The organism is Burkholderia paludis, from assembly GCF_000732615.1.
Classification (GTDB): domain Bacteria; phylum Pseudomonadota; class Gammaproteobacteria; order Burkholderiales; family Burkholderiaceae; genus Burkholderia; species Burkholderia paludis.
The window spans coordinates 206,675-223,959 of sequence record NZ_JPGL01000010.1; the positions used below are offsets into that span (position 1 = coordinate 206,675).

Annotated in this window: 20 protein-coding genes; 10 read left to right on the forward strand and 10 right to left on the reverse strand. The window is 66.8% G+C overall.

Annotated elements, in window-relative coordinates:
- Window positions 1-389 precede the first annotated feature (389 nt).
- Entirely contained in the window at window positions 390-1,502 is a 1,113-nt protein-coding gene (locus tag GQ56_RS0107075; protein WP_031397983.1) for a histidinol-phosphate transaminase, read from the forward strand.
- A 74-nt stretch (window positions 1,503-1,576) separates the two neighbouring features.
- On the opposite strand, the gene GQ56_RS0107080 is transcribed toward GQ56_RS0107075, so the two are convergent.
- Window positions 1,577-1,828, reverse strand: a complete 252-nt coding sequence (locus tag GQ56_RS0107080; RefSeq protein ID WP_031397984.1) for a hypothetical protein — start codon at window positions 1,826-1,828, stop codon at window positions 1,577-1,579.
- Between the two features lie 487 nt (window positions 1,829-2,315).
- Between GQ56_RS0107080 and GQ56_RS0107085 the strand changes: the two genes are divergently transcribed.
- Both GQ56_RS0107085 and GQ56_RS0107090 read left to right on the forward strand, forming a co-directional pair.
- Window positions 2,316-3,374, forward strand: coding sequence for an NAD-dependent epimerase/dehydratase family protein (locus GQ56_RS0107085; protein ID WP_031397985.1), 1,059 nt, complete (start codon window positions 2,316-2,318; stop codon window positions 3,372-3,374).
- Complete coding sequence (locus tag GQ56_RS0107090; protein ID WP_031397986.1) at window positions 3,371-4,360, forward strand: AraC family transcriptional regulator; 990 nt, start codon at window positions 3,371-3,373, stop codon at window positions 4,358-4,360. Before GQ56_RS0107085 ends, GQ56_RS0107090 begins: the two co-directional genes overlap by 4 nt.
- A gap of 34 nt (window positions 4,361-4,394) precedes the next feature.
- Here the strand turns inward: GQ56_RS0107090 and GQ56_RS0107095 are convergent, their stop codons facing one another.
- Window positions 4,395-4,883 (reverse strand): RidA family protein, encoded by a 489-nt coding sequence (locus GQ56_RS0107095; protein WP_031397987.1) that lies wholly within the window; start codon window positions 4,881-4,883, stop codon window positions 4,395-4,397.
- A gap of 530 nt (window positions 4,884-5,413) precedes the next feature.
- Between GQ56_RS0107095 and GQ56_RS0107100 the strand changes: the two genes are divergently transcribed.
- Window positions 5,414-5,713, forward strand: a complete 300-nt coding sequence (locus tag GQ56_RS0107100) for an H-NS histone family protein (RefSeq protein WP_031397988.1) — start codon at window positions 5,414-5,416, stop codon at window positions 5,711-5,713.
- 163 nt (window positions 5,714-5,876) lie between these two features.
- Here the strand turns inward: GQ56_RS0107100 and GQ56_RS0107105 are convergent, their stop codons facing one another.
- The gene (locus GQ56_RS0107105) at window positions 5,877-6,209 is read right to left on the reverse strand and encodes a cupin domain-containing protein (protein ID WP_031397989.1); all 333 of its coding nucleotides are present in this window, start codon (window positions 6,207-6,209) and stop codon (window positions 5,877-5,879) included.
- Window positions 6,210-6,375: 166 nt separating this feature from the next.
- Between GQ56_RS0107105 and GQ56_RS44035 the strand changes: the two genes are divergently transcribed.
- Window positions 6,376-6,660, forward strand: a complete 285-nt coding sequence (locus tag GQ56_RS44035; protein WP_152601669.1) for a hypothetical protein — start codon at window positions 6,376-6,378, stop codon at window positions 6,658-6,660.
- A gap of 86 nt (window positions 6,661-6,746) precedes the next feature.
- On the opposite strand, the gene GQ56_RS47190 is transcribed toward GQ56_RS44035, so the two are convergent.
- On the reverse strand, window positions 6,747-6,992 hold the full coding sequence (locus tag GQ56_RS47190) for a LysR substrate-binding domain-containing protein (RefSeq protein ID WP_052007206.1): 246 nt from the start codon (window positions 6,990-6,992) through the stop codon (window positions 6,747-6,749).
- A gap of 255 nt (window positions 6,993-7,247) precedes the next feature.
- The gene (locus tag GQ56_RS0107115) at window positions 7,248-7,976 is read right to left on the reverse strand and encodes a sulfite exporter TauE/SafE family protein (protein WP_031397990.1); all 729 of its coding nucleotides are present in this window, start codon (window positions 7,974-7,976) and stop codon (window positions 7,248-7,250) included.
- A 231-nt stretch (window positions 7,977-8,207) separates the two neighbouring features.
- On the opposite strand from GQ56_RS0107115, the gene GQ56_RS0107120 reads away from it, so the two are divergent.
- Window positions 8,208-9,164 carry a LysR substrate-binding domain-containing protein gene (locus tag GQ56_RS0107120; protein ID WP_031397991.1) on the forward strand — a complete coding sequence of 319 codons (957 nt, stop codon included), beginning with the start codon at window positions 8,208-8,210 and terminating at the stop codon, window positions 9,162-9,164.
- A 72-nt stretch (window positions 9,165-9,236) separates the two neighbouring features.
- Here GQ56_RS0107120 and GQ56_RS0107125 read toward each other — a convergent pair whose 3' ends face one another.
- Window positions 9,237-10,148 (reverse strand): LysR family transcriptional regulator, encoded by a 912-nt coding sequence (locus GQ56_RS0107125; protein ID WP_031397992.1) that lies wholly within the window; start codon window positions 10,146-10,148, stop codon window positions 9,237-9,239.
- A 106-nt stretch (window positions 10,149-10,254) separates the two neighbouring features.
- Here GQ56_RS0107125 and GQ56_RS0107130 point away from each other — a divergent pair, with 106 nt between their 5' ends.
- A complete protein-coding gene (locus GQ56_RS0107130) occupies window positions 10,255-10,863 on the forward strand; it encodes a short chain dehydrogenase (protein WP_031397993.1) in 609 nt (202 codons plus the stop codon).
- On the opposite strand, the gene GQ56_RS45530 is transcribed toward GQ56_RS0107130, so the two are convergent.
- Both GQ56_RS45530 and GQ56_RS0107140 read right to left on the reverse strand, forming a co-directional pair.
- Window positions 10,857-11,033, reverse strand: a complete 177-nt coding sequence (locus GQ56_RS45530) for a hypothetical protein (RefSeq protein WP_160257563.1) — start codon at window positions 11,031-11,033, stop codon at window positions 10,857-10,859. The genes GQ56_RS0107130 and GQ56_RS45530 overlap by 7 nt on opposite strands.
- Before the next feature lie 114 nt (window positions 11,034-11,147).
- Entirely contained in the window at window positions 11,148-12,071 is a 924-nt protein-coding gene (locus tag GQ56_RS0107140) for a LysR family transcriptional regulator (RefSeq protein WP_031397994.1), read from the reverse strand.
- 67 nt (window positions 12,072-12,138) lie between these two features.
- On the opposite strand from GQ56_RS0107140, the gene GQ56_RS0107145 reads away from it, so the two are divergent.
- Window positions 12,139-12,756: a LysE family translocator gene (locus GQ56_RS0107145; RefSeq protein WP_031397995.1), complete on the forward strand. Its 618-nt coding sequence runs from the start codon at window positions 12,139-12,141 to the stop codon at window positions 12,754-12,756.
- A gap of 58 nt (window positions 12,757-12,814) precedes the next feature.
- Here the strand turns inward: GQ56_RS0107145 and GQ56_RS0107150 are convergent, their stop codons facing one another.
- Window positions 12,815-14,290: a coniferyl aldehyde dehydrogenase gene (locus GQ56_RS0107150; protein ID WP_031397996.1), complete on the reverse strand. Its 1,476-nt coding sequence runs from the start codon at window positions 14,288-14,290 to the stop codon at window positions 12,815-12,817.
- A gap of 99 nt (window positions 14,291-14,389) precedes the next feature.
- Here GQ56_RS0107150 and GQ56_RS0107155 point away from each other — a divergent pair, with 99 nt between their 5' ends.
- The gene (locus GQ56_RS0107155) at window positions 14,390-15,043 is read left to right on the forward strand and encodes a TetR/AcrR family transcriptional regulator (protein ID WP_034199723.1); all 654 of its coding nucleotides are present in this window, start codon (window positions 14,390-14,392) and stop codon (window positions 15,041-15,043) included.
- A gap of 132 nt (window positions 15,044-15,175) precedes the next feature.
- Window positions 15,176-15,859 carry a type 1 glutamine amidotransferase domain-containing protein gene (locus GQ56_RS0107160; RefSeq protein ID WP_031397998.1) on the forward strand — a complete coding sequence of 228 codons (684 nt, stop codon included), beginning with the start codon at window positions 15,176-15,178 and terminating at the stop codon, window positions 15,857-15,859.
- Window positions 15,860-16,023: 164 nt separating this feature from the next.
- Here the strand turns inward: GQ56_RS0107160 and GQ56_RS0107165 are convergent, their stop codons facing one another.
- Window positions 16,024-17,268 carry a saccharopine dehydrogenase family protein gene (locus tag GQ56_RS0107165; RefSeq protein WP_031397999.1) on the reverse strand — a complete coding sequence of 415 codons (1,245 nt, stop codon included), beginning with the start codon at window positions 17,266-17,268 and terminating at the stop codon, window positions 16,024-16,026.
- Window positions 17,269-17,285 lie beyond the last annotated feature (17 nt).

Genomic DNA, 17,285 nt, shown 5'->3' on the forward strand with positions numbered 1-17,285 from the left:
GTCTTTGTCGAACGTCTTCCGCGCATCTTAGCCAATCGGCAACGACGGTCAAAAATCGCCCGCGTGCGTTTGTCCGAAATACCACGTTTGTTACCGCTTCTCGTCAGATGGAATGGCTTGCTCGGGCAGGATGACGCGATCGCGACCGGCTTTTCATCCGGGTCGCCATATGCCATGATGCGGCGCATGAAGATGCGACACGCCACGACCTCGCTGCACCATCACCACGGACGCCCTCCATTGCGCCGTGGCTCGTCTCGCATCTAGCAACCGCATCGGGTTCATGCCCGATCAGGACGATACCCAAGGCGCCTCCGGCGCCTTTTTTGTTTTTTGCCGCCCGAGAAACCTGCCGCGCCGATCAATCGACAACGGATGGAGTGTTTTCAATGCAACAAGCCTGGACAGACATCGCCCTGCCGGACCTGCCGCTCAGGGAGGACCTCCGGTCGCTGCACGCGTACGGGGCGCCGCAGCTCGACGTGCCGGTGCGCCTGAACGTCAACGAGAATCCCTATCCGCCGTCGCCGGCGCTCGTCGAGCGCATCGCCAACGCGGTGGCCGACGCCGCGCGCGACGCGAACCGCTATCCGGACCGCGACTTCGCCGAACTGCGCGCGCATCTGGCCGCCTACCTGACGCACGACACGGGCGTCGCCATCGACGCGTCGCGGGTCTGGTCGGCCAACGGCTCGAACGAAGTGATCCAGCAGATCCTGCAGGCGTTCGGCGGCCCGGGGCGCGCGGCGCTGGCCTTCACGCCCGCGTATCCGATGTATGACGAATACTGCCGCACGACCTTCACGCGCCTGCATACGCTGCCGCGTACCGAGGATTTCGCGCTGGACCTCGACCAGGCGATCGACAGCATCCGGACGCACCGGCCGAGCGTGGTCCTGCTGACGTCGCCGAACAATCCGACCGGGACCGCGCTCGCGCTCGACACCATCCGGGCGATACTCGACGCCGCGCCGGGCGTGGTCGTCGTCGACGAGGCCTATGCGGAATTCCGCCGCCAGGGTGTGCGCAGCGCGGTGACGCTGCTGCCGGATCATCCGCGGCTCATCGTCACCCGCACGCTGAGCAAGGCGTTCAAGTTCGCGGGCGGACGCGTCGGCTATTGCGCATGCGCGCCTGCGATCGTGGCGGCGTTGAAGCTGGTTCGACTGCCCTATCACCTGTCCGCATTGACCCAGGCAGCGGCCTGCGCGGCACTGGTCGCGCGCGACGAAATGCTGTCGCAGGTCGACGCGATCAAGGCCGAGCGCGATTCGACGGTCGGCTGGCTGCGCGGCCTGGGCCTCACGGCAGCCGATTCCGATGCGAACTTCGTGATGTTCGGCAAGTTCGCGGATCGCCACCGGATATGGAACGGGCTGCTGCGTCACGGCGTCCTGATTCGCGAATCCGGCCCGCCGGACTATCTTCGCGTGTCGATCGGCACGGCGGCGGAGATGGCCGCGTTTCGCGCGGCGCTGCTCGACGTGATGTCGGCAGGGTAAGCGACCGGCCAGCCGGCACGCGGTCGCGCGGCCACGCGACGACGCGCGTGCCGGCGCCCGAGCCGACGGTGCGCTTACTTCATCGTGGCGAACCGCAACTCCATCTCGTCGATCTTCGCGAGCACGGCTTCGCTGAGCCGCCTGACGTGGCTCGGCACGTCGGGCGCCGACAGCAGCGCCTCGATCCGTCCGCGCCAGTAACTCGGATGCCTGACGCGCCCCGCGCCCGACATCGACACGGCGTCGGCGAACGTCTCGCTTTCCAGGAGCGCCACCATTCTCTGTATGTGAGAGATCTCCCGTTCCACATAGTCTCGCGCCAGCATATCGATTGAGATTCCCCGAAATACGCCATCAGGCATCCGTCGCGGACGCGCCGTCGCGCGGCGCGATGCAGACGGCTCACTGCACACGTTGCGCGGCATCGTACGCAACGGCTGTGTCAATCAACTGCGCGTGCGCTCGTCGCGACCGCCAACGCGGAACGACAAGGCTTGGCGGCATCCGGTTCCGGGTGCCCCGTTGTCAATCGTAGGCGCAGCGTCCGGCTCCGGCATCCCCAAAAATGAGGATGCCGGTCAACCCCGGCCACCCGGCGATTTCCGGAAATTACAGCGCGCGGGAATCGCCTTCGTCGAGCCATGCGCCGAAGCCCTTCGGCAACGGCATTTTCTTTCAGTATTGCAAGCTTTCCGCCGGTCCGGCGTCGCGCCGCGTGGCGCGCCCTGCATGTCGATTGGCGCGCTTCGCGAGTGAAGTGGCACGCGAAAGGCGGCATCATGGCTCATCCCATTCGCCACGGAATCAACGACCATGAATATCGATACCGACCTCCCCGTCATGGTGACCGGCGCCACCGGGTACGTGGCGGGCTGGCTCGTGCAACGACTTCTCGAAGCCGGCCTGACGGTTCATGCGGCCGTCCGCGATCCCGGCAGCCCGGACAAGCTGCAGCATCTCCAGCGCATCGCGGCCGGCCAGCCCGGCACGATCCGCTATTTCCGCGCCGACCTGCTCGAATCCGGATCGTACGCGGACGCGATGGCGGGCTGCGGGACCGTGTTCCACACCGCGTCGCCGTTCACGGTCAGCGTCCGCGATCCGCAGAAGGAGCTGGTCGATCCGGCGCTGCTCGGCACGCGCAACGTGCTCGAAACGGCCAACCGCACGCCGTCGGTACGGCGCGTCGTGCAGACCAGCAGTTGCGCGGCGATCTACGGCGACAATGCCGATCTCGCCGCCACGCCCGACGAGGTGTTTACCGAGGCGATCTGGAACACGAGTTCGTCGCTGACCCACCAGCCGTATTCGTATTCGAAGACCGTCGCCGAGCGCGAAGCGTGGAAAATCGCCGGCGCGCAGCAACGCTGGAAGCTCGTCACCGTCAATCCGTCGCTGGTGATCGGGCCCGGCATCAACCCGTACGCCACGTCGGAAAGCTTCGAGATCGTGCGGCAGATGGGCAACGGCACGATGAAGACCGGCGTCCCCGATCTCGGCATCGGCGCGGTCGATGTCCGCGACGTGGCCGACGCCCACCTGCGCGCCGCGTTCCTGCCGGACGCGAACGGCCGCTACATCGTGTCGGGCCACGACACGAGCCTGCACGGCATGGCGGCCACGCTGCTCGAACGGTACGGCGCCGACTACCCGATTCCACGGCGCGTCCTGCCCAAATGGCTCGTATGGCTGGTCGGCCCGCTGGCGAACAAGGACCTGACGCGGCGCGTGATCGCCCGCAACGTCGGATATCCGTGGCACGCCGACAATCGCCGCAGCCGCGACGAACTCGGCATGCGCTACCGCCCGCTCGCCGAATCGATGAACGAGTTCTTTCAGCAACTGGTCGAGACCGGGCAACTGCGAAAATGAACCGCTTCGCGATTTCACCGGGCTGGCGGATCGTGATCGTCGATCTCGGCCTGCGCGTCGACGAAGTGCTGCGGCGCTCGCAGTTGCCCGCCGACCTGTTCACGCGGCCGGAAAGCGGGCTGACCACCCGCGAGTATTTCCGCATGTGGCAAGCGATCGAGGAGATGGTCGACGAGCCCGCCGTCGCGCTGCGCGTGCTCGATCTCGTGACGACCGAGACCTTCAATCCGTCGATCTTCGCGGCGATGTGCAGCCCGAATCTCGAGGTCGCGATACGGCGCATCGTCCAGTTCAAGCCGCTGATCGGCCCGATCCGCCTGCACGTCGCGCGCGAGGCCGACCTTCTCACGCTGACCGTCCAGTTCCTCGAGCAGGGCGTGCCGCCGCCCGGCTCGCTGCTCGCGATCGAGCTCGGCTTCTTCGTCAGGGTCGCGCGCCTCGCCACCCGCACCCGCCTGCCGGCACGCGCCGTCACGCTGCCGCGCGACCTCAGGCCCGATCCCGGCTACGCGCAGTTTTTCGGCGTGACGCCGCAATACGGCGACGCGCCGTCCGTGAGTCTGTCGCTGCAGGATGTGCGGCTTCCGTTCGTCACCGCGAACGACGCGATGTGGCAGATTTTCGAACCCGACCTGCGCCGCCGCCTCGACCTGCTGTCGGCCGAAGCGGGCATCGCCGAGCGCGTGCGGGCCGCGCTGCTCGAACTGATTCCCGGCGGCATCGCCACCGTGGACGATGTCGCGGGCATGCTGGCGATCAGCCGGCGCACGCTGCAGCGGCGGCTCGGCGACGAGGGCGCCAGCTTCAAGGCGATCCTCGCGGAAGTGCGCGAAAAACTCGCATGGCACTACCTCGACCGCTCCGACCTGCCGTGCAACCAGATCGCGTTCCTGCTCGGCTATCAGGATCCGAATTCGTTCTTCCGCGCATTCAACGAATGGACCGGCATGACGCCCGAAGCCGCACGCGCACGGAAAACCCGCTGACGCATTGCCGCATCGCCGCCGGCCCCGAGCGACATCAGCGGGAAGCGTCGTCGCGGTTCAACCCGAAAATGAAGTCGGCTTCCACCGATGCGCCTTTCGGCAATTGCAGCACGCCGACCGACGAACGCGTATGGACGCCCGCGTCGCCGAGCACCGCATACAGCACGTCGGATGCGCCGTCGGCCACTTCGCTCTGCATCGTGAAGCCCGGCGCGCTGCGCACGTACACGGTCATGCGCGGCACCGTCGCGATCGCATCGAGCGTGCCGCACTGCCTGCGGATCAGCGCCAGCGCACGCAGCGCCGATATGCCGGCCGCGCGGCGAGCCTCGTCGAGCGAAACGGATTCCCCCACGACGCCAACGAAGTGCACGACTTCGCCGATTCGCGGAATCTGGCCGGCAATGTAGGCCGTCCTGCCGTCGACCAGAACGGGCGTGTACTTTCCGCCGATCCTGATTTCCTCGTCCGGGTCGAATCCGAACCCGGCCGCGATCCGGGTCAATCTGTCGTCTCTGTTCATTAGTGAATTCCCCGATACCTCTGAAAAATGCAAAGAATAATTAAATCGCCGCGGCTTGTCGCCGGAAAGAGGATCGGCCTGGAACGGTCGAAGCGATGCATCGTTGCCATTCAATATTTCCGGGTAATCCTCCAGCGACTGTTTACATATCGAGCACGCCCGCGTTACCGCGAGAACGGGCGCGCGCAAGAAGCGTCACGCGGAGCGCGGTCGCTCTCGCGGCAACCCCGCATTTAAAAACATGTCACGGGAATACCCGAAATCGCGCTGCACGGCGATTTCGTTCGTCACTTGCCACAAGACGAAAGGGCTCGCCTCATTTCTTTCCCCACACGCGATGTCGGGCATTCGCACGTGTGCTTCATATGTAAACAAACCCCTGGATGTACGCCGGCGAGACACACTTCTCAGGTGTTCGAAGCAGTCCTGCAATGTTGTATCGATGACAAAACGCCGAATCAGTGAGAATTTCCTCATAATTTCGCATTGAAACCGCTATCATGTGTGTACTTCAACCTGAAGAGCGATATATGGCGACTTACAAGGAACTGAAAGCCCAAATGGAAGCTTTGGCGGAAAAAGCCGAAGTGGCGCGTGCCGCGGAATTCCAGGCAATCCTCGATGACATCCGCACCAAGGTCGTGGAATTCGGCATCACCGAAAAGGACATTTTCGGCACGCGTCGAGGTCGACCGGCCAAACAGGCGGCTGCACCCGTGCAGGCAAAGTATCGCGATCCGAAGACCGGGGCAACCTGGTCGGGTCGTGGTCGCGCACCCGCATGGATCAAGGACGCGAAGAATCGCAATCGATTCCTGATCCAGGAATAAGATTCCCGGCGCATACCGGCGCGCGATTCGGCGCGCCGTCCGGCAATATGGGCATCGAGGCCGGCGGTATTCAAAGACCGCTCCGGCATGGTGAAAACTTGCGCAATCCGGCACGGAGTCGCATGCTGCGTGCCGGATCGCAAACCCTCCGATATTTCCTGTTTTAACGTTCGTAATAAATCGCAAGCCACACGGTTTGCGTTTCTTCTTGCGTCCACGCGACGCGATGGCGGCAATGCGGCTCGATCAATACGTAGTCGCCGGGGCGCATTTCATGACGCGCCGGGCCCGCTTCGAATTCGAGCACGGCCGCGCCCGACAGCAAGACGACCCATTCGGCGCGCGAGTCGTCGTACCAGAACCCGTCGGGGCTCGCATGCCCCATCGACACGATTCTCTCGACGTTCAAACGCGGCCCCGTAACGAGGAGGTCGATTCGTTCGTCGTCGCCGCGCGGGCCTTCCGCGGCGAACAGGTTACCGGTTTGAAGTGTCATGGCTTGATCTCGTCGTCGGCTTTCGGGGAAAGGAAGCGGATTTCAATGCGGCGGGAAAGGTTCACTGTAGTCCAGTGACTGCCAATACGGCAGACTTGTTTCGCGGCGGCAGCGGCGGGCATCGCCGAACACGAATGTCGGAAAGCGAAACAGAGCGGAACGCCGAATGCGTGGCGGCTTCAGGCAACTATGGCTTCCCGGCAATTGTCCCGATGGCGGCCGAATCGCGGTATCGGCGTTGCGCGCCGAAATCGACGTGACGGTTTGCATTGTCTCCGGCAATCCTGTCCGTGCGCCGAATCGGCAATATCTTGAAGCGCTCGCATTCGTCGAGATACCGGCTATTCGGCGATCGCGCGACGCCGCACAACCCGCGACGATTCTATTGTCGATCGTGGCCTGGCTTTTGATTCGACAGGCCAACCCGGGAAAGCGGAATCACGCTCATTGAAGGCCGGCTCGAAACGATGTTCGCCATGCGCGTCGATCGTCCGTCCGGTATTGAAGCGGTTCCGTATGAAACACATTCAGTACGGTTTATCCGGCAATCCCGGTCGGGCAACAATGCGCGAACGACCAAGCCGTGAACGGATCGATCGCGAAATCGATGAAGCTCTGCAATCTGAACGACTTGCGCCGGTTAAGCAGATCAACGAGATACATCGGGCGGCCGGGCAACTCATGCTCCGGAAACAATCGCACGAGGCGTCCGGCGGCGACATCATCGGCCAGAAATGATTGGGACTGCAGGATGACTCCGAGGCCGTTCGCGGCGGCAGACACGAAGCGTCTGCCCGTTATTCACCTTGATATGCGGACGGACCGGCACTGTGCTGACCCGCCCTTCGCCGTCAAAGTCGACGTCTTGCTGCCGCGCCCGGACCCGAGACATTCTTGTTCGACCAGATCCTGCGGCGCGCGCGGCAGCCCGCGTTGGCCGATATAGTCAGGCGACGCGCAGATCGTCATTCGGTAACGCGCATTGAAACGGCCCGGGGAAGTCACGCAGCCAAGTCGCTAGGCGACCTTGCAACCGGCCTATTTCGCCACCGACGCCCACAGCAACGAAGTGCCCGACACGAACATCAACCCGTCGACCAGGAGCCTGAACGACGACGACTTCATCCGGACAACGAATCGTTTCGCGATGAACGATCCCGCCATCAACGCGGCCCCGACTATCAGCCCTTTGGTCCACACGTCGAGCGGCAGCGCACCGGCTTCCCGGAACGTCGCGATCTTGGTCGCATAAACGGCCAAGGCCCCGGCGGCTTCCGTTGCAAGAAACGCTCCCCGCTCCAGGCCATAGGACGTGAAGACGGGCACGGTAATCGGGCCGGTCGACACGACGATTCCCGTCAGGAAGCCCACCGGGCCGCCGATCATCGCCAGGTTCCACAGGCTGAGCCGCGCGGAGCGGCGGGCAAGCCAGCGGCGCGCGGGAATCATCGCGATGAAGAACACGCCGAGCGCGACGTCGACGAAGCGCGCAGGCAGCGCCAGCAACGTGCGAACGCCCAGCGCGACGCCGGGAACGGCCGTCAGGCAGTAGGCGCCGAGCGCCCGCCAGTCGATCTCGCGTCGCCACGCGCATACCTTGCCGAGGTTGCCCATCACCGCGCCGATCGCCATGATCGGCACCGCACGCTGCGGCCCGAAGCAGATCACGAGCACCGGCATCAGCATCATCGACGAACCCGTACCGACGATGCCGCTCAGCGTACCGGCCGCCACGCCGACGAACAGAACCAGCAGGTAGCCCGTCATCGGCGAAGCAACGCGTCGGGTGCCGAGCCGATGCCGGCCCGGCGAGCCGATCGTAATGCGGGCGTCAGGGAGAATAAATCGCAGCGCATGGCCCCTCGGGCGAATGACATTCCGGCCGAAGAGGCGCGACATGTCCGTTTCTTTTCAATTCCTTCGACGACGATCCTATCGTCGCCGGCTCCCCATATCAAATGAGTTAATATCGCCTCACATGAGAGAAAAAGTCACATCGTGAACCGCGCGAGGAAGCCGCAAGGCAATGACGGAAAGCTGCCGCCGCTCAATGCGCTTCGCCATTTCGAAGCGGTCGCGCGGCATGGCAGCCTGACGGCCGCCGCGGCCGACCTGCACGTCACGCACTGGGCTGTCGGCAAGCAGATCCGGCTGCTGGAAGACTGGTTCGGGGTGCCGCTGTTCGAGCGTCGCGCACGCGGCGTCGCCCTGACCGACGAAGGCGCCGCATTGCTCAACGACGTGAGCAGCACGTTCGAGCGGCTCGCCGCGACGGCGGGCCGGCTGCGCCGGCGTGGCGTCGCGCATCGGGTCTCGGGTATCGTGCGCGTGAACGTACAGCCGAGCTTCGCGCTGAACTGGCTGTTGCCGCGGCTCGGCGACTTCCAGGCCCGGTATCCCGAGATCGACCTGCGCCTGTCCACGACCTCGCGCAAATTGCGCTATATCGGTCACGCTTTCGATATCGGCGTGCGCGCCGGACGGGAAGAAGGCGACGGCGTGATCTCGCGGCGCCTGATGGCCGACGTGCGGCTGCCGGCCTGCAGCCCGGCGCTGCTGCACCGGCATCCCGTCCGGGAAGCGGCAGACCTGCGTCACCACACGCTGCTGCACTCCGCCACGACACGCACGGCGTGGTCGCACTGGCTCCGCGAGGCGGGCGCCTCCGAGCTTCGGCCGATGCGCGACGTCGAGGTCGAACACACCTATCTTCAACTGGCCGGTGCGATGGAGGGCCTGGGTGTCGCGCTCGCGTCGCTGCCGCTGATCGGGCGCGACCTGGCCGCGGGCCGCCTGGTCTGTCCGATACCGGCGCCGGTGTGGCACGCGCCGGACTACGAGTTGGTGATCAACGCCGAACGCGCCGACGACGATGCCGTGATGGCATTCGAACAATGGATCACCGAGATGGCCGGCCCCGCCCCGATCCCGGGCCACACGGCGCCGGACGCGTAGCGTCGCCGGCGGCAAGCGCCGCCCGGCCGCCCGACGCGCATCGCCTCGCGAGCGCGCCGCTTCCCGGCAGGCTCAACCGGAAAGCGCCTCCTGAGACGTGTCCCGCTCGGCGGCATGCTCGAGCAGATGCGCGACGAAGCGGGTCAGCTTCGGCAGCGGCCGCCGGTCGTGCCGGTACACGATATGGATCGGATGCGGCTCGGGCAGATAGGCTTGCAGCACCGGCACCAGCGCCCCGCTCGCCAGATCGTGCGCCACCAGGACTTCCGGCTGCAGCAGCAATCCCGCGCCCGCGATGGCGGCCATGCGCAGGCCGTTGCCGTCGTCGCACGTGAATACCGGGTCCGTCGACACCGACGGCCCGTCCCAGCCCGCGAGTTTCCAGCCGTTACGTCCGTTCCATACCGAGTGGGACAGGCAATGATGCACGCCCAGGTCCTGCGGCGTCTCGGGACGGCCATGCCGCGCGAGGTAGCCGGGCGATGCGCAGATCGTCATGCGATACGGGGCCAGCGGCTTCGCGATCAGGTCGACATCGCCGAGCGCACCGATACGGATGGCCAGGTCGAACCCTTCGTCAACCAGGTCGACGACACGATTGCTCAACTCCAGCTCGATGCGCACGAGCGGATACATCTGCTGGAACGTGGCGGCCAGCGGCGCGACGACGCACGAGCCGAAAGTGAGCGGCGCGCTGATGCGCAACGTGCCGGACGGCGACGCGCGCAACCGCTCGACCGAGGTCTCGGCCAGTCGCACGTGTTCAAGCGCGCGCTTCGCATCGTCGTAGAAGACACGCCCCGCATCCGTCAGGCTCTGCCGTCGCGTGGTGCGCTCGAGCATGCGCGCGCCGAGGCGCTCTTCCAGTTCGCGCACGTACTTGCCGACCATGACCGCCGACATTCCGAGCCGCTGCGCCGCCTCGGTGAAATTGCCGCCTTCCACGACGGCAACGAACGTTTCCATTGAGCGCAGCTTGTCCATATTGCGAACCGGCGATTAGTAGTATCGAAAATTAGAGCACATTTATCGGCGCGCCGATTCGACGAACAATGGCCGCTCCAACCTGAATTCGACAAGGAGCCGTTCCATGAAGATCGTTGTAATCGGCGCCGGCGGAGACGTCGGCCGTGCGGTGGCGGATGAGCTGGCGCGTGACGGAACCCATGCCGTCATTCGCGTCGGGCGCACGTCGGGCGACCATCAGGTCGACATCGCCCATGACGAGAGCGTGCATGCGCTGTTCGAAAAGATCGGGCGAGTCGACGCGATCGTCGCCGCCGCGGGCAATGTCATCCTGGCGCCGATCGAAAGGATGACGACGGCTGAATTCCAACGGGGATTGCAGGACAAGCTGCTGGGTCAGGTACGCGTCGCGCTGGTCGGCCAGCACTACCTGTCCGACGGCGGATCGATCACGCTGACCTCGGGCATCGCGGTCGACGATCCGGTTGCGCAAGGCGCCAACGCCGCGACGTCGAACGCCGGGATCGAAGGCTTCGTGCGCGCCGCCGCGTGCGATTTTCGGCGCGGCATCCGGATCAATGCCGTGAGCCCGACCGTCCTGACGGAATCGATGGACCGGTTCGGTCCGTTTTTTCCGGGCTGCGAGAGCGTGCCGGCCGCGCGCGTGGCGTTGGCCTATCGCCGCAGCGTGGAAGGGGTGCATAGCGGTCGCGTCTATCGCGTGGGTCATTGACGCAGCGGGCTCGCCGCGCGAGCCCGCTTCCCGCGCTGCGCCGCCTGCCCGGGGTTCCGCCAGGCCGTCACGGCGCCGACGACCGGCAGCAGCGCCGAGACGGGCAACGCCCGCTCCACCCCGTCGATGAACGACGCCGCCCCGGGCGCCCGCACGAAGAAGCCGAACAACGCGCCCCCCCCATCACGCCGCCCACCTGCCGCGCGGTGTTCAGCAACCCCGACGCGATCCCGGATTGCGCGGCGCTCACGGCGGCCCGCGCCGCCCCGGTCTCCCCGTGTTCGTCAGGCCGCCGCCCTCAACCACGCAAGCAGATCCGCCTGCGCCGTGCCGTCCGCGATGGGCGCCGGCGTCAGCAGGCAATAGTGCGAGCCGTCGTCGACGAACCCCATCGGCGCGACCAGCACGCCGCTGTCGATGTCGTCGCGAACGAGATGCCACGGGCCGATCGCGACGCCGAGCCCCGCGACCGCCGCCTGCAGGCTGAAATAGAAATGGTCGAACCGCTGCCCGCGCTCGCCCGCGGCCGGCCGATTCGCCGCCGCGGCCCATTCCTTCCATGCGCCCGGCCGGGTCCGCGTATGCAGTAGCGGCACATCGGGCTTCAACGTGCAATCGCCGCGACGCGAGGCAAACCACGCACCGGCCTTGTCGGGCCGGCAGACCGGCCCCACCCGCTCGGCGAACAGCGGCTCGGCGTGACAACCGGCGGGCCACGCAAAATCGCTGCGACGAATCGCCATGTCGATGCCGCCGTCGAACGAGAACGGCCCGCCCCCGGCCGCCAGGTGAATGTCGACGCCCGCATGCCGCGCCTGGAAATCCGGCCAGCGCGGAATCAGCCAGCGCATCAGCAGCGTCGGTTCGCACGACAGGACCCAGCGCCGCGCCCGCGCAGCCTCGACGCGCAATTCGTCCGCCGCGTGACGCATCAGCCCCAGCCCGTCATGCACCGCCCGGGCCAGCTTGCGGCCCGCGTCGGTCAGAAACACGCGACGGCTGCGCCGCTCGAACAGCGCCACGCCCAGATCGTCCTCGAGCAGTCGCACCGCCCGGCTGACCGCGCCGTGCGTCACGCACAGCTCGTCGGCGGCCCGGCTGAAATGCTCGTGACGCGCCGCCGCCTCGAAGCAGCGCAAGGCCATCAGCGATGGCAGGTGCGAACGGATCGATGGTGAATCCAGCTCACCATTCTGGTCAGAAATCATCGCTTTTCCCGGGCGGATACGGTCTCTACGATTGTGCCATGACGACACCGACCGAAAGGACGACACGATGACAGAATGGATAGTTGTAGTCACGATCACGCTGCTGGCCGTGATCAGCCCGGGCCCCGACTTCGCGATGGTCACGCGCAACAGCCTGATGCTGTCGCGCCGCTCGGGCGTGCTCACGGCACTCGGGATCGGGCTCGGCGTCACGGTCCACGTGAGCTACACGCTGCTGGGCGTGGGCCTGCTGATCCGGCAATCGCCGTGGCTCTTCAATACCGTCAAGCTGATCGGCGCGGTCTACCTGGTCTACCTGGGCGCAAGGATGCTCATGACGAAGGCCGCCGACGGGCAACCCGCCGCCCGGGTCGCGCCGCTGTCCGACCTGGCCGCGCTGCGCACCGGCTTCCTGACCAATGCGCTGAACCCCAAGACCACGGTGTTCATCGTCAGCCTGTTCATGCAGGCCGTGCGACCCGACACGCCGCTGATCGTGCAGCTCGGCTATGGCGCGTTCATCGCGCTGGCGCACGCCGGCTGGTTCAGCCTGGTCGCCCTGTGCTTCTCCGCGCCGGCCGTCCGCGATCGCCTGCTGTCGCTGCGCCACTGGATCGACCGCACCTTCGGATGCCTGCTCGTGGGCTTCGGCGTCGCGCTCGCGATCGCGCGCGGCGGACGCTGATCCGGACGCCCGCGCTGGCGCCGCCGCCGGGCGCGGCCGGGCCGACGGGCCGCCCGGCTCAGCGCCGCGTGCTCAAGCCCGCCCGCGCGCCGACCGGCTCCCGGCTGCGCCCGAGCAGCGCCGCCAGCGAGAGATCCGCGAGCTTGCCGAACGGCGCGCGCAGCAGGCTCGGCAGGTTCCAGCGCCCCTGCACGAACACGCCCTTGGCATGGCTCATCGCGCGGAACCCCTCGATGCCGTGATACGCGCCCATCCCGCTCGGGCCGACACCGCCGAACGGCAGGTCTTCCTGCGCGACATGCAGCAGCGTGTTGTTGATGCCGACGTTGCCCGACGTGGTGCGCGCCAGCAACGTCTCGCAATCGCCGTCCCGCGCGCCGAAGTAATACAGCGCAAGCGGCCGCGGGCGCGCATTCACGTAATCGACGACTTCGTCGATCGTGCGATACGTGCGCACCGGCAGGATCGGCCCGAAGATCTCTTCCTGCATGACGGCCGTATCGTCGCCGGCCCCGACGATCAGCGTGGGCGCGAGCGTCCGCTTGCGGGTGGCCGCCTGCTTCGGGTTCACGCCCGCCTCGATCACGCGCGCGCCTTTGCTGCGCGCCTCGTCGACGAGCCCTTTCAATCGATCGAAATGCCGGTCGCTGACGATCGACGTGTAGTCCTGGCTGGTCGGCCCGCCCGGGTAGAAACGCGCAACGGCCGCATCGTATTGCGTGACGAACGCGTCCAGGTCGTCCTCGTGCACCAGCGCGTAGTCGGGCGCCACGCAGGTCTGCCCGCCGTTCGACAGCTTGCCGAACACGATGCTGGAGACCGACCGCTCGTCGACGCGCCCCCTCGCGACGATCGCCGGGCTCTTGCCGCCGAGTTCGAGCGTCACCGGCACCAGGTTGTCGCTGGCCGCCTTCATGACCTTGCGGCCCACCTGCGTGCTGCCGGTAAACAGCAGATGATCGAACGGCAGGCCGCTGAACGCGGCGCCGATTTCCGGCCCGCCGAGCACGACCGCGACTTCTTCGCTCGCGAAGGTCTCCGCGAGCATCCGGCGCATCACCTCGCTGGTGCGCGGCGTCAGCTCCGAGGGCTTGAGCATCGCGCGATTGCCCGCGGCCAGCGCGGTGGCAAGCGGAATGAAGGTCAGCGCGAACGGGTAGTTCCACGGCGCCATCACGCCGACGACGCCCAGCGGCTGATATTCCACATGGGCGTGCCCGGCGCGATAGAGGAGGCCGACATGCCGGCGCTGCGGCTTCATGAAGCGGCGCAGGTTGCGCGTCAGGTAGTCGATCGCCTGGATCACGCCGACCAGTTCCATGATCGCCGTCTCGTGTCGCGAGCGATGCCCGAAATCGGCGCTGACCGCCTCCTCCACTTCGCGGCGATATGCGAGCACCACGGCGCGCAGCCGCGCGAGCCGCGCCTTGCGCTGCTGCAGGCTCGGCGGCCCCTCGCCGACAAACGCGTCGCGCTGGCGGGCCAGCAACGCCGCCGGATCGAGGCTCGAGCGGGATTCCGCGGAAACGGCCATGGTGCACCTCACGAAAGAGCGTTGATGTAGACACTGTCAACTTGCATGCAGCGGATCATAGGCCCACAATGTTTTCCCTGTCAACATAGGAGAAGCACGATGCCGTCGAACGCGGATGCGGACACCGGGCACAAGGCTTATCACCACGGCGATCTGCGTCGCGCAATCATCGACACGGCGCTCGACACGCTGCAGGAGCAACAAGGCTGGCAGTTCACGCTGCGTGAAATCGCGCGGCGGGCGAACGTCAGCCACTCCGCGCCGTACCGGCATTTCCCGGACAAGGCCGCGCTGCTTCACGAACTGGCGCTGATCGGTTTCGACCGCCTGCGCGACGAACTCGCCGCGTCCGTCGATCCGGCCGCGGACGCGCCGGCGGTGCTGCTGGCGCTCGCGTACGCCCATCTCGCGTTCGGGCAGCGCAACCCGGACCTCTACCGGCTGATGTTTGCCGCTGACGCCGGGGAGCCTTCGGACATCCACCTCGATCCGCGCGTCCAGGCGCCGTTCCTGCTGGTGGTCGACCTCCTGGAGTGCGGCCAGCGCGCCGGCACGATCCGCCCGCGTCCGGCGCTCGGCCAGGCGACCGCCTGCTGGGCGCACCTGCATGGCCTGACGATGCTCGCGATCGACGGGCGCCTGGTGCGCGAGAAGGTCGGCGATCATGCGATCGAGGATGCATTGGCGACGCTGCTGGACGGCCTCGTGCTGCCCGACGGGCACGCGCCGACGGCCCGCACGAAAGACGCTTGACCTTCGATTTAACTTGAAGGTTATGGTTTGCCTCGGCAGCGTATCGAGGCCATGGGTATGGGTACTGCCATCCGACAATCCGGCGGCGCGTCGCAGACGTCCGCCCTTGGCCGATCAACCGGGAACCGCATCATGACCAAGCGTATCCTTCACGTCGTCAGCAACGTCGCGCACTACGCCGATCCGTCGCAACCGACCGGCCTGTGGCTGTCCGAGCTGACGCATGCCCATCACATCTTCGCGGCGCACGGCTACGAGCAGCGGCTCGTGAGCCCGAAGGGCGGCGTGTCGCCGCTGGAGCCGCGCTCGCTCAAATGGCCGCATGCCGACGCCGCCGCGAAGGCGTGGCGCGCCGACCAGGCCAACGCGACGCTGCTCGCCACCACGGCGCGCCCCGACGAGATCGATCCGGCCGATTTCGATGCGATCTACTTCACCGGCGGCCACGCGGTGATGTGGGACTACCCGGACGACGCGGGCCTGCAGCGGCTCACCCGCGAGATCTACGAACGCGGCGGCATCGTGTCGTCGGTCTGCCACGGCTACTGCGGGCTGCTGAACACGAAGCTGTCGGACGGCTCGCTGCTGGTCGCCGGACGCCGGATCACCGGCTATTCGTGGGTGGAGGAAATCCTCGCCGGCGTGGCGAAGAAGGTGCCCTATAACGTCGAGCAGCAGATGCAGGAGCGCGGTGCGCGCTACGAGAAGGCGCTGCTGCCGTTCACGTCGAACGTCGTCGTCGACGGCCGCCTGGTCACCGGCCAGAATCCGCAATCCGCAAAGGCGACCGCCGAACAGGTCGTCGCGCTTCTTTGACGTGATGTGATGCGACGCGACGTGACGGCCGCCGCCCCGGGAGCAGGCCGTCCGGCGCGACACCCGTTCGTCACGCGCGGAGGCGGCGCCGTCGCCTTCGTCCATCGCATTCGCGGGCGGGATGCGCGACGGCAGCGTCCTTGAACGACGAACGGCACGCGCGCTCAGACGACCTCGAACCGCAGCCCCGCATGGCGAACCAGACGCTCGATGTACCGTTCGTCGAACATCGTCGCGGGCGTCCAGAAGCCGCCGCCGCGTCCGGTCTTGACGCCGTCGGCGACGCAATCCAGCGCGAGGCTGATCGCGGCCTGGCCGAGCATCTTGCCGGTGGAGCCGTAGCCCGGATCGCGATCGCCGGTGACTTTCACGCGCACGGTCCGTCCGTCGTCGGCGCGCCCGAAAAAGCGCAGATCGTAGCGGCCGGCCTGCTGGGCCTCGACACTCGGCCCCTCGCCGGGCTTCGGCAACAGGAAGCGCTCCATCAGGCCGCGCACCGGCCCGATGACGACGCCCACCATGAACGCGCCGAGGCCGGCCACCATCGCCAGCGCGGTCAGGCGGCCCTTGAGGCCCGCGCCCGTCATCACCGCTTCGTCGTAGCTGAAGCGGCTGCCGTACGCATCGTCCGCGAGCGCATTGGAACGATGCACCACCCGCTCGTTGATCGCCGCCATCACGAACGGCGCGATCCACGCGTCGCAGTCGCGATCGAATTCCGCCGACCGCACCGCATGCTGGCGCACCGTGAAGCCGTGCCCCTTCGGGCACAGCGAATAAGGATCGAGCAGTTCCCGGCGCAATGCCGGGTCGGCCGCCGCTTCGCGAACGACGTTGATCACGCTCGCCACCGTGCCGCCCGACGCGCCGCCCTTCAGCGTCCTCACGCGCATCTTCACCTGCGCGGCCCGCGCGCCCCACTGCCGCCGCGCCTGTTGCTGCAGGAAGAACACGCCCAGGTCCGACGGCACCGAATCGAAGCCGCAGCAATGGACGATGCGCGCGCCGGATCGCCGGGCCGCCGGCTCGTACTTCTCGATCATCCGTTTGATCCACTGCGTCTCGCCGGTCAGGTCGCAGTAGTCGGTGCCGGTTTCCGCGCAGATCCTGACCAGCGGCTCGCCGTAAAGCGCGTAGGGGCCGACGGTGGACACGACCACCCGCGTTTGCGCGCAGAGCGCGCGAAGCTGCGCGTCATCGGCCGCGTCGGCGACGACGATCGGCACGGACTGTCCGGCCGCGCCCAGCGTTTCCCTGACCTGCCGGAGCTTCGCTTCGGAGCGGCCGGCGATGGCCCAGCGCAGCGTCTCGCCGGCGCCCGACAGGTACTCGGACAGGTAGCGGGCCAGGATCTGCCCGACGAAGCTGGTGGCGCCAAATACGACGAGATCGTGGGTCGGCTGGGTCATGGACGATTCCTTCGGCG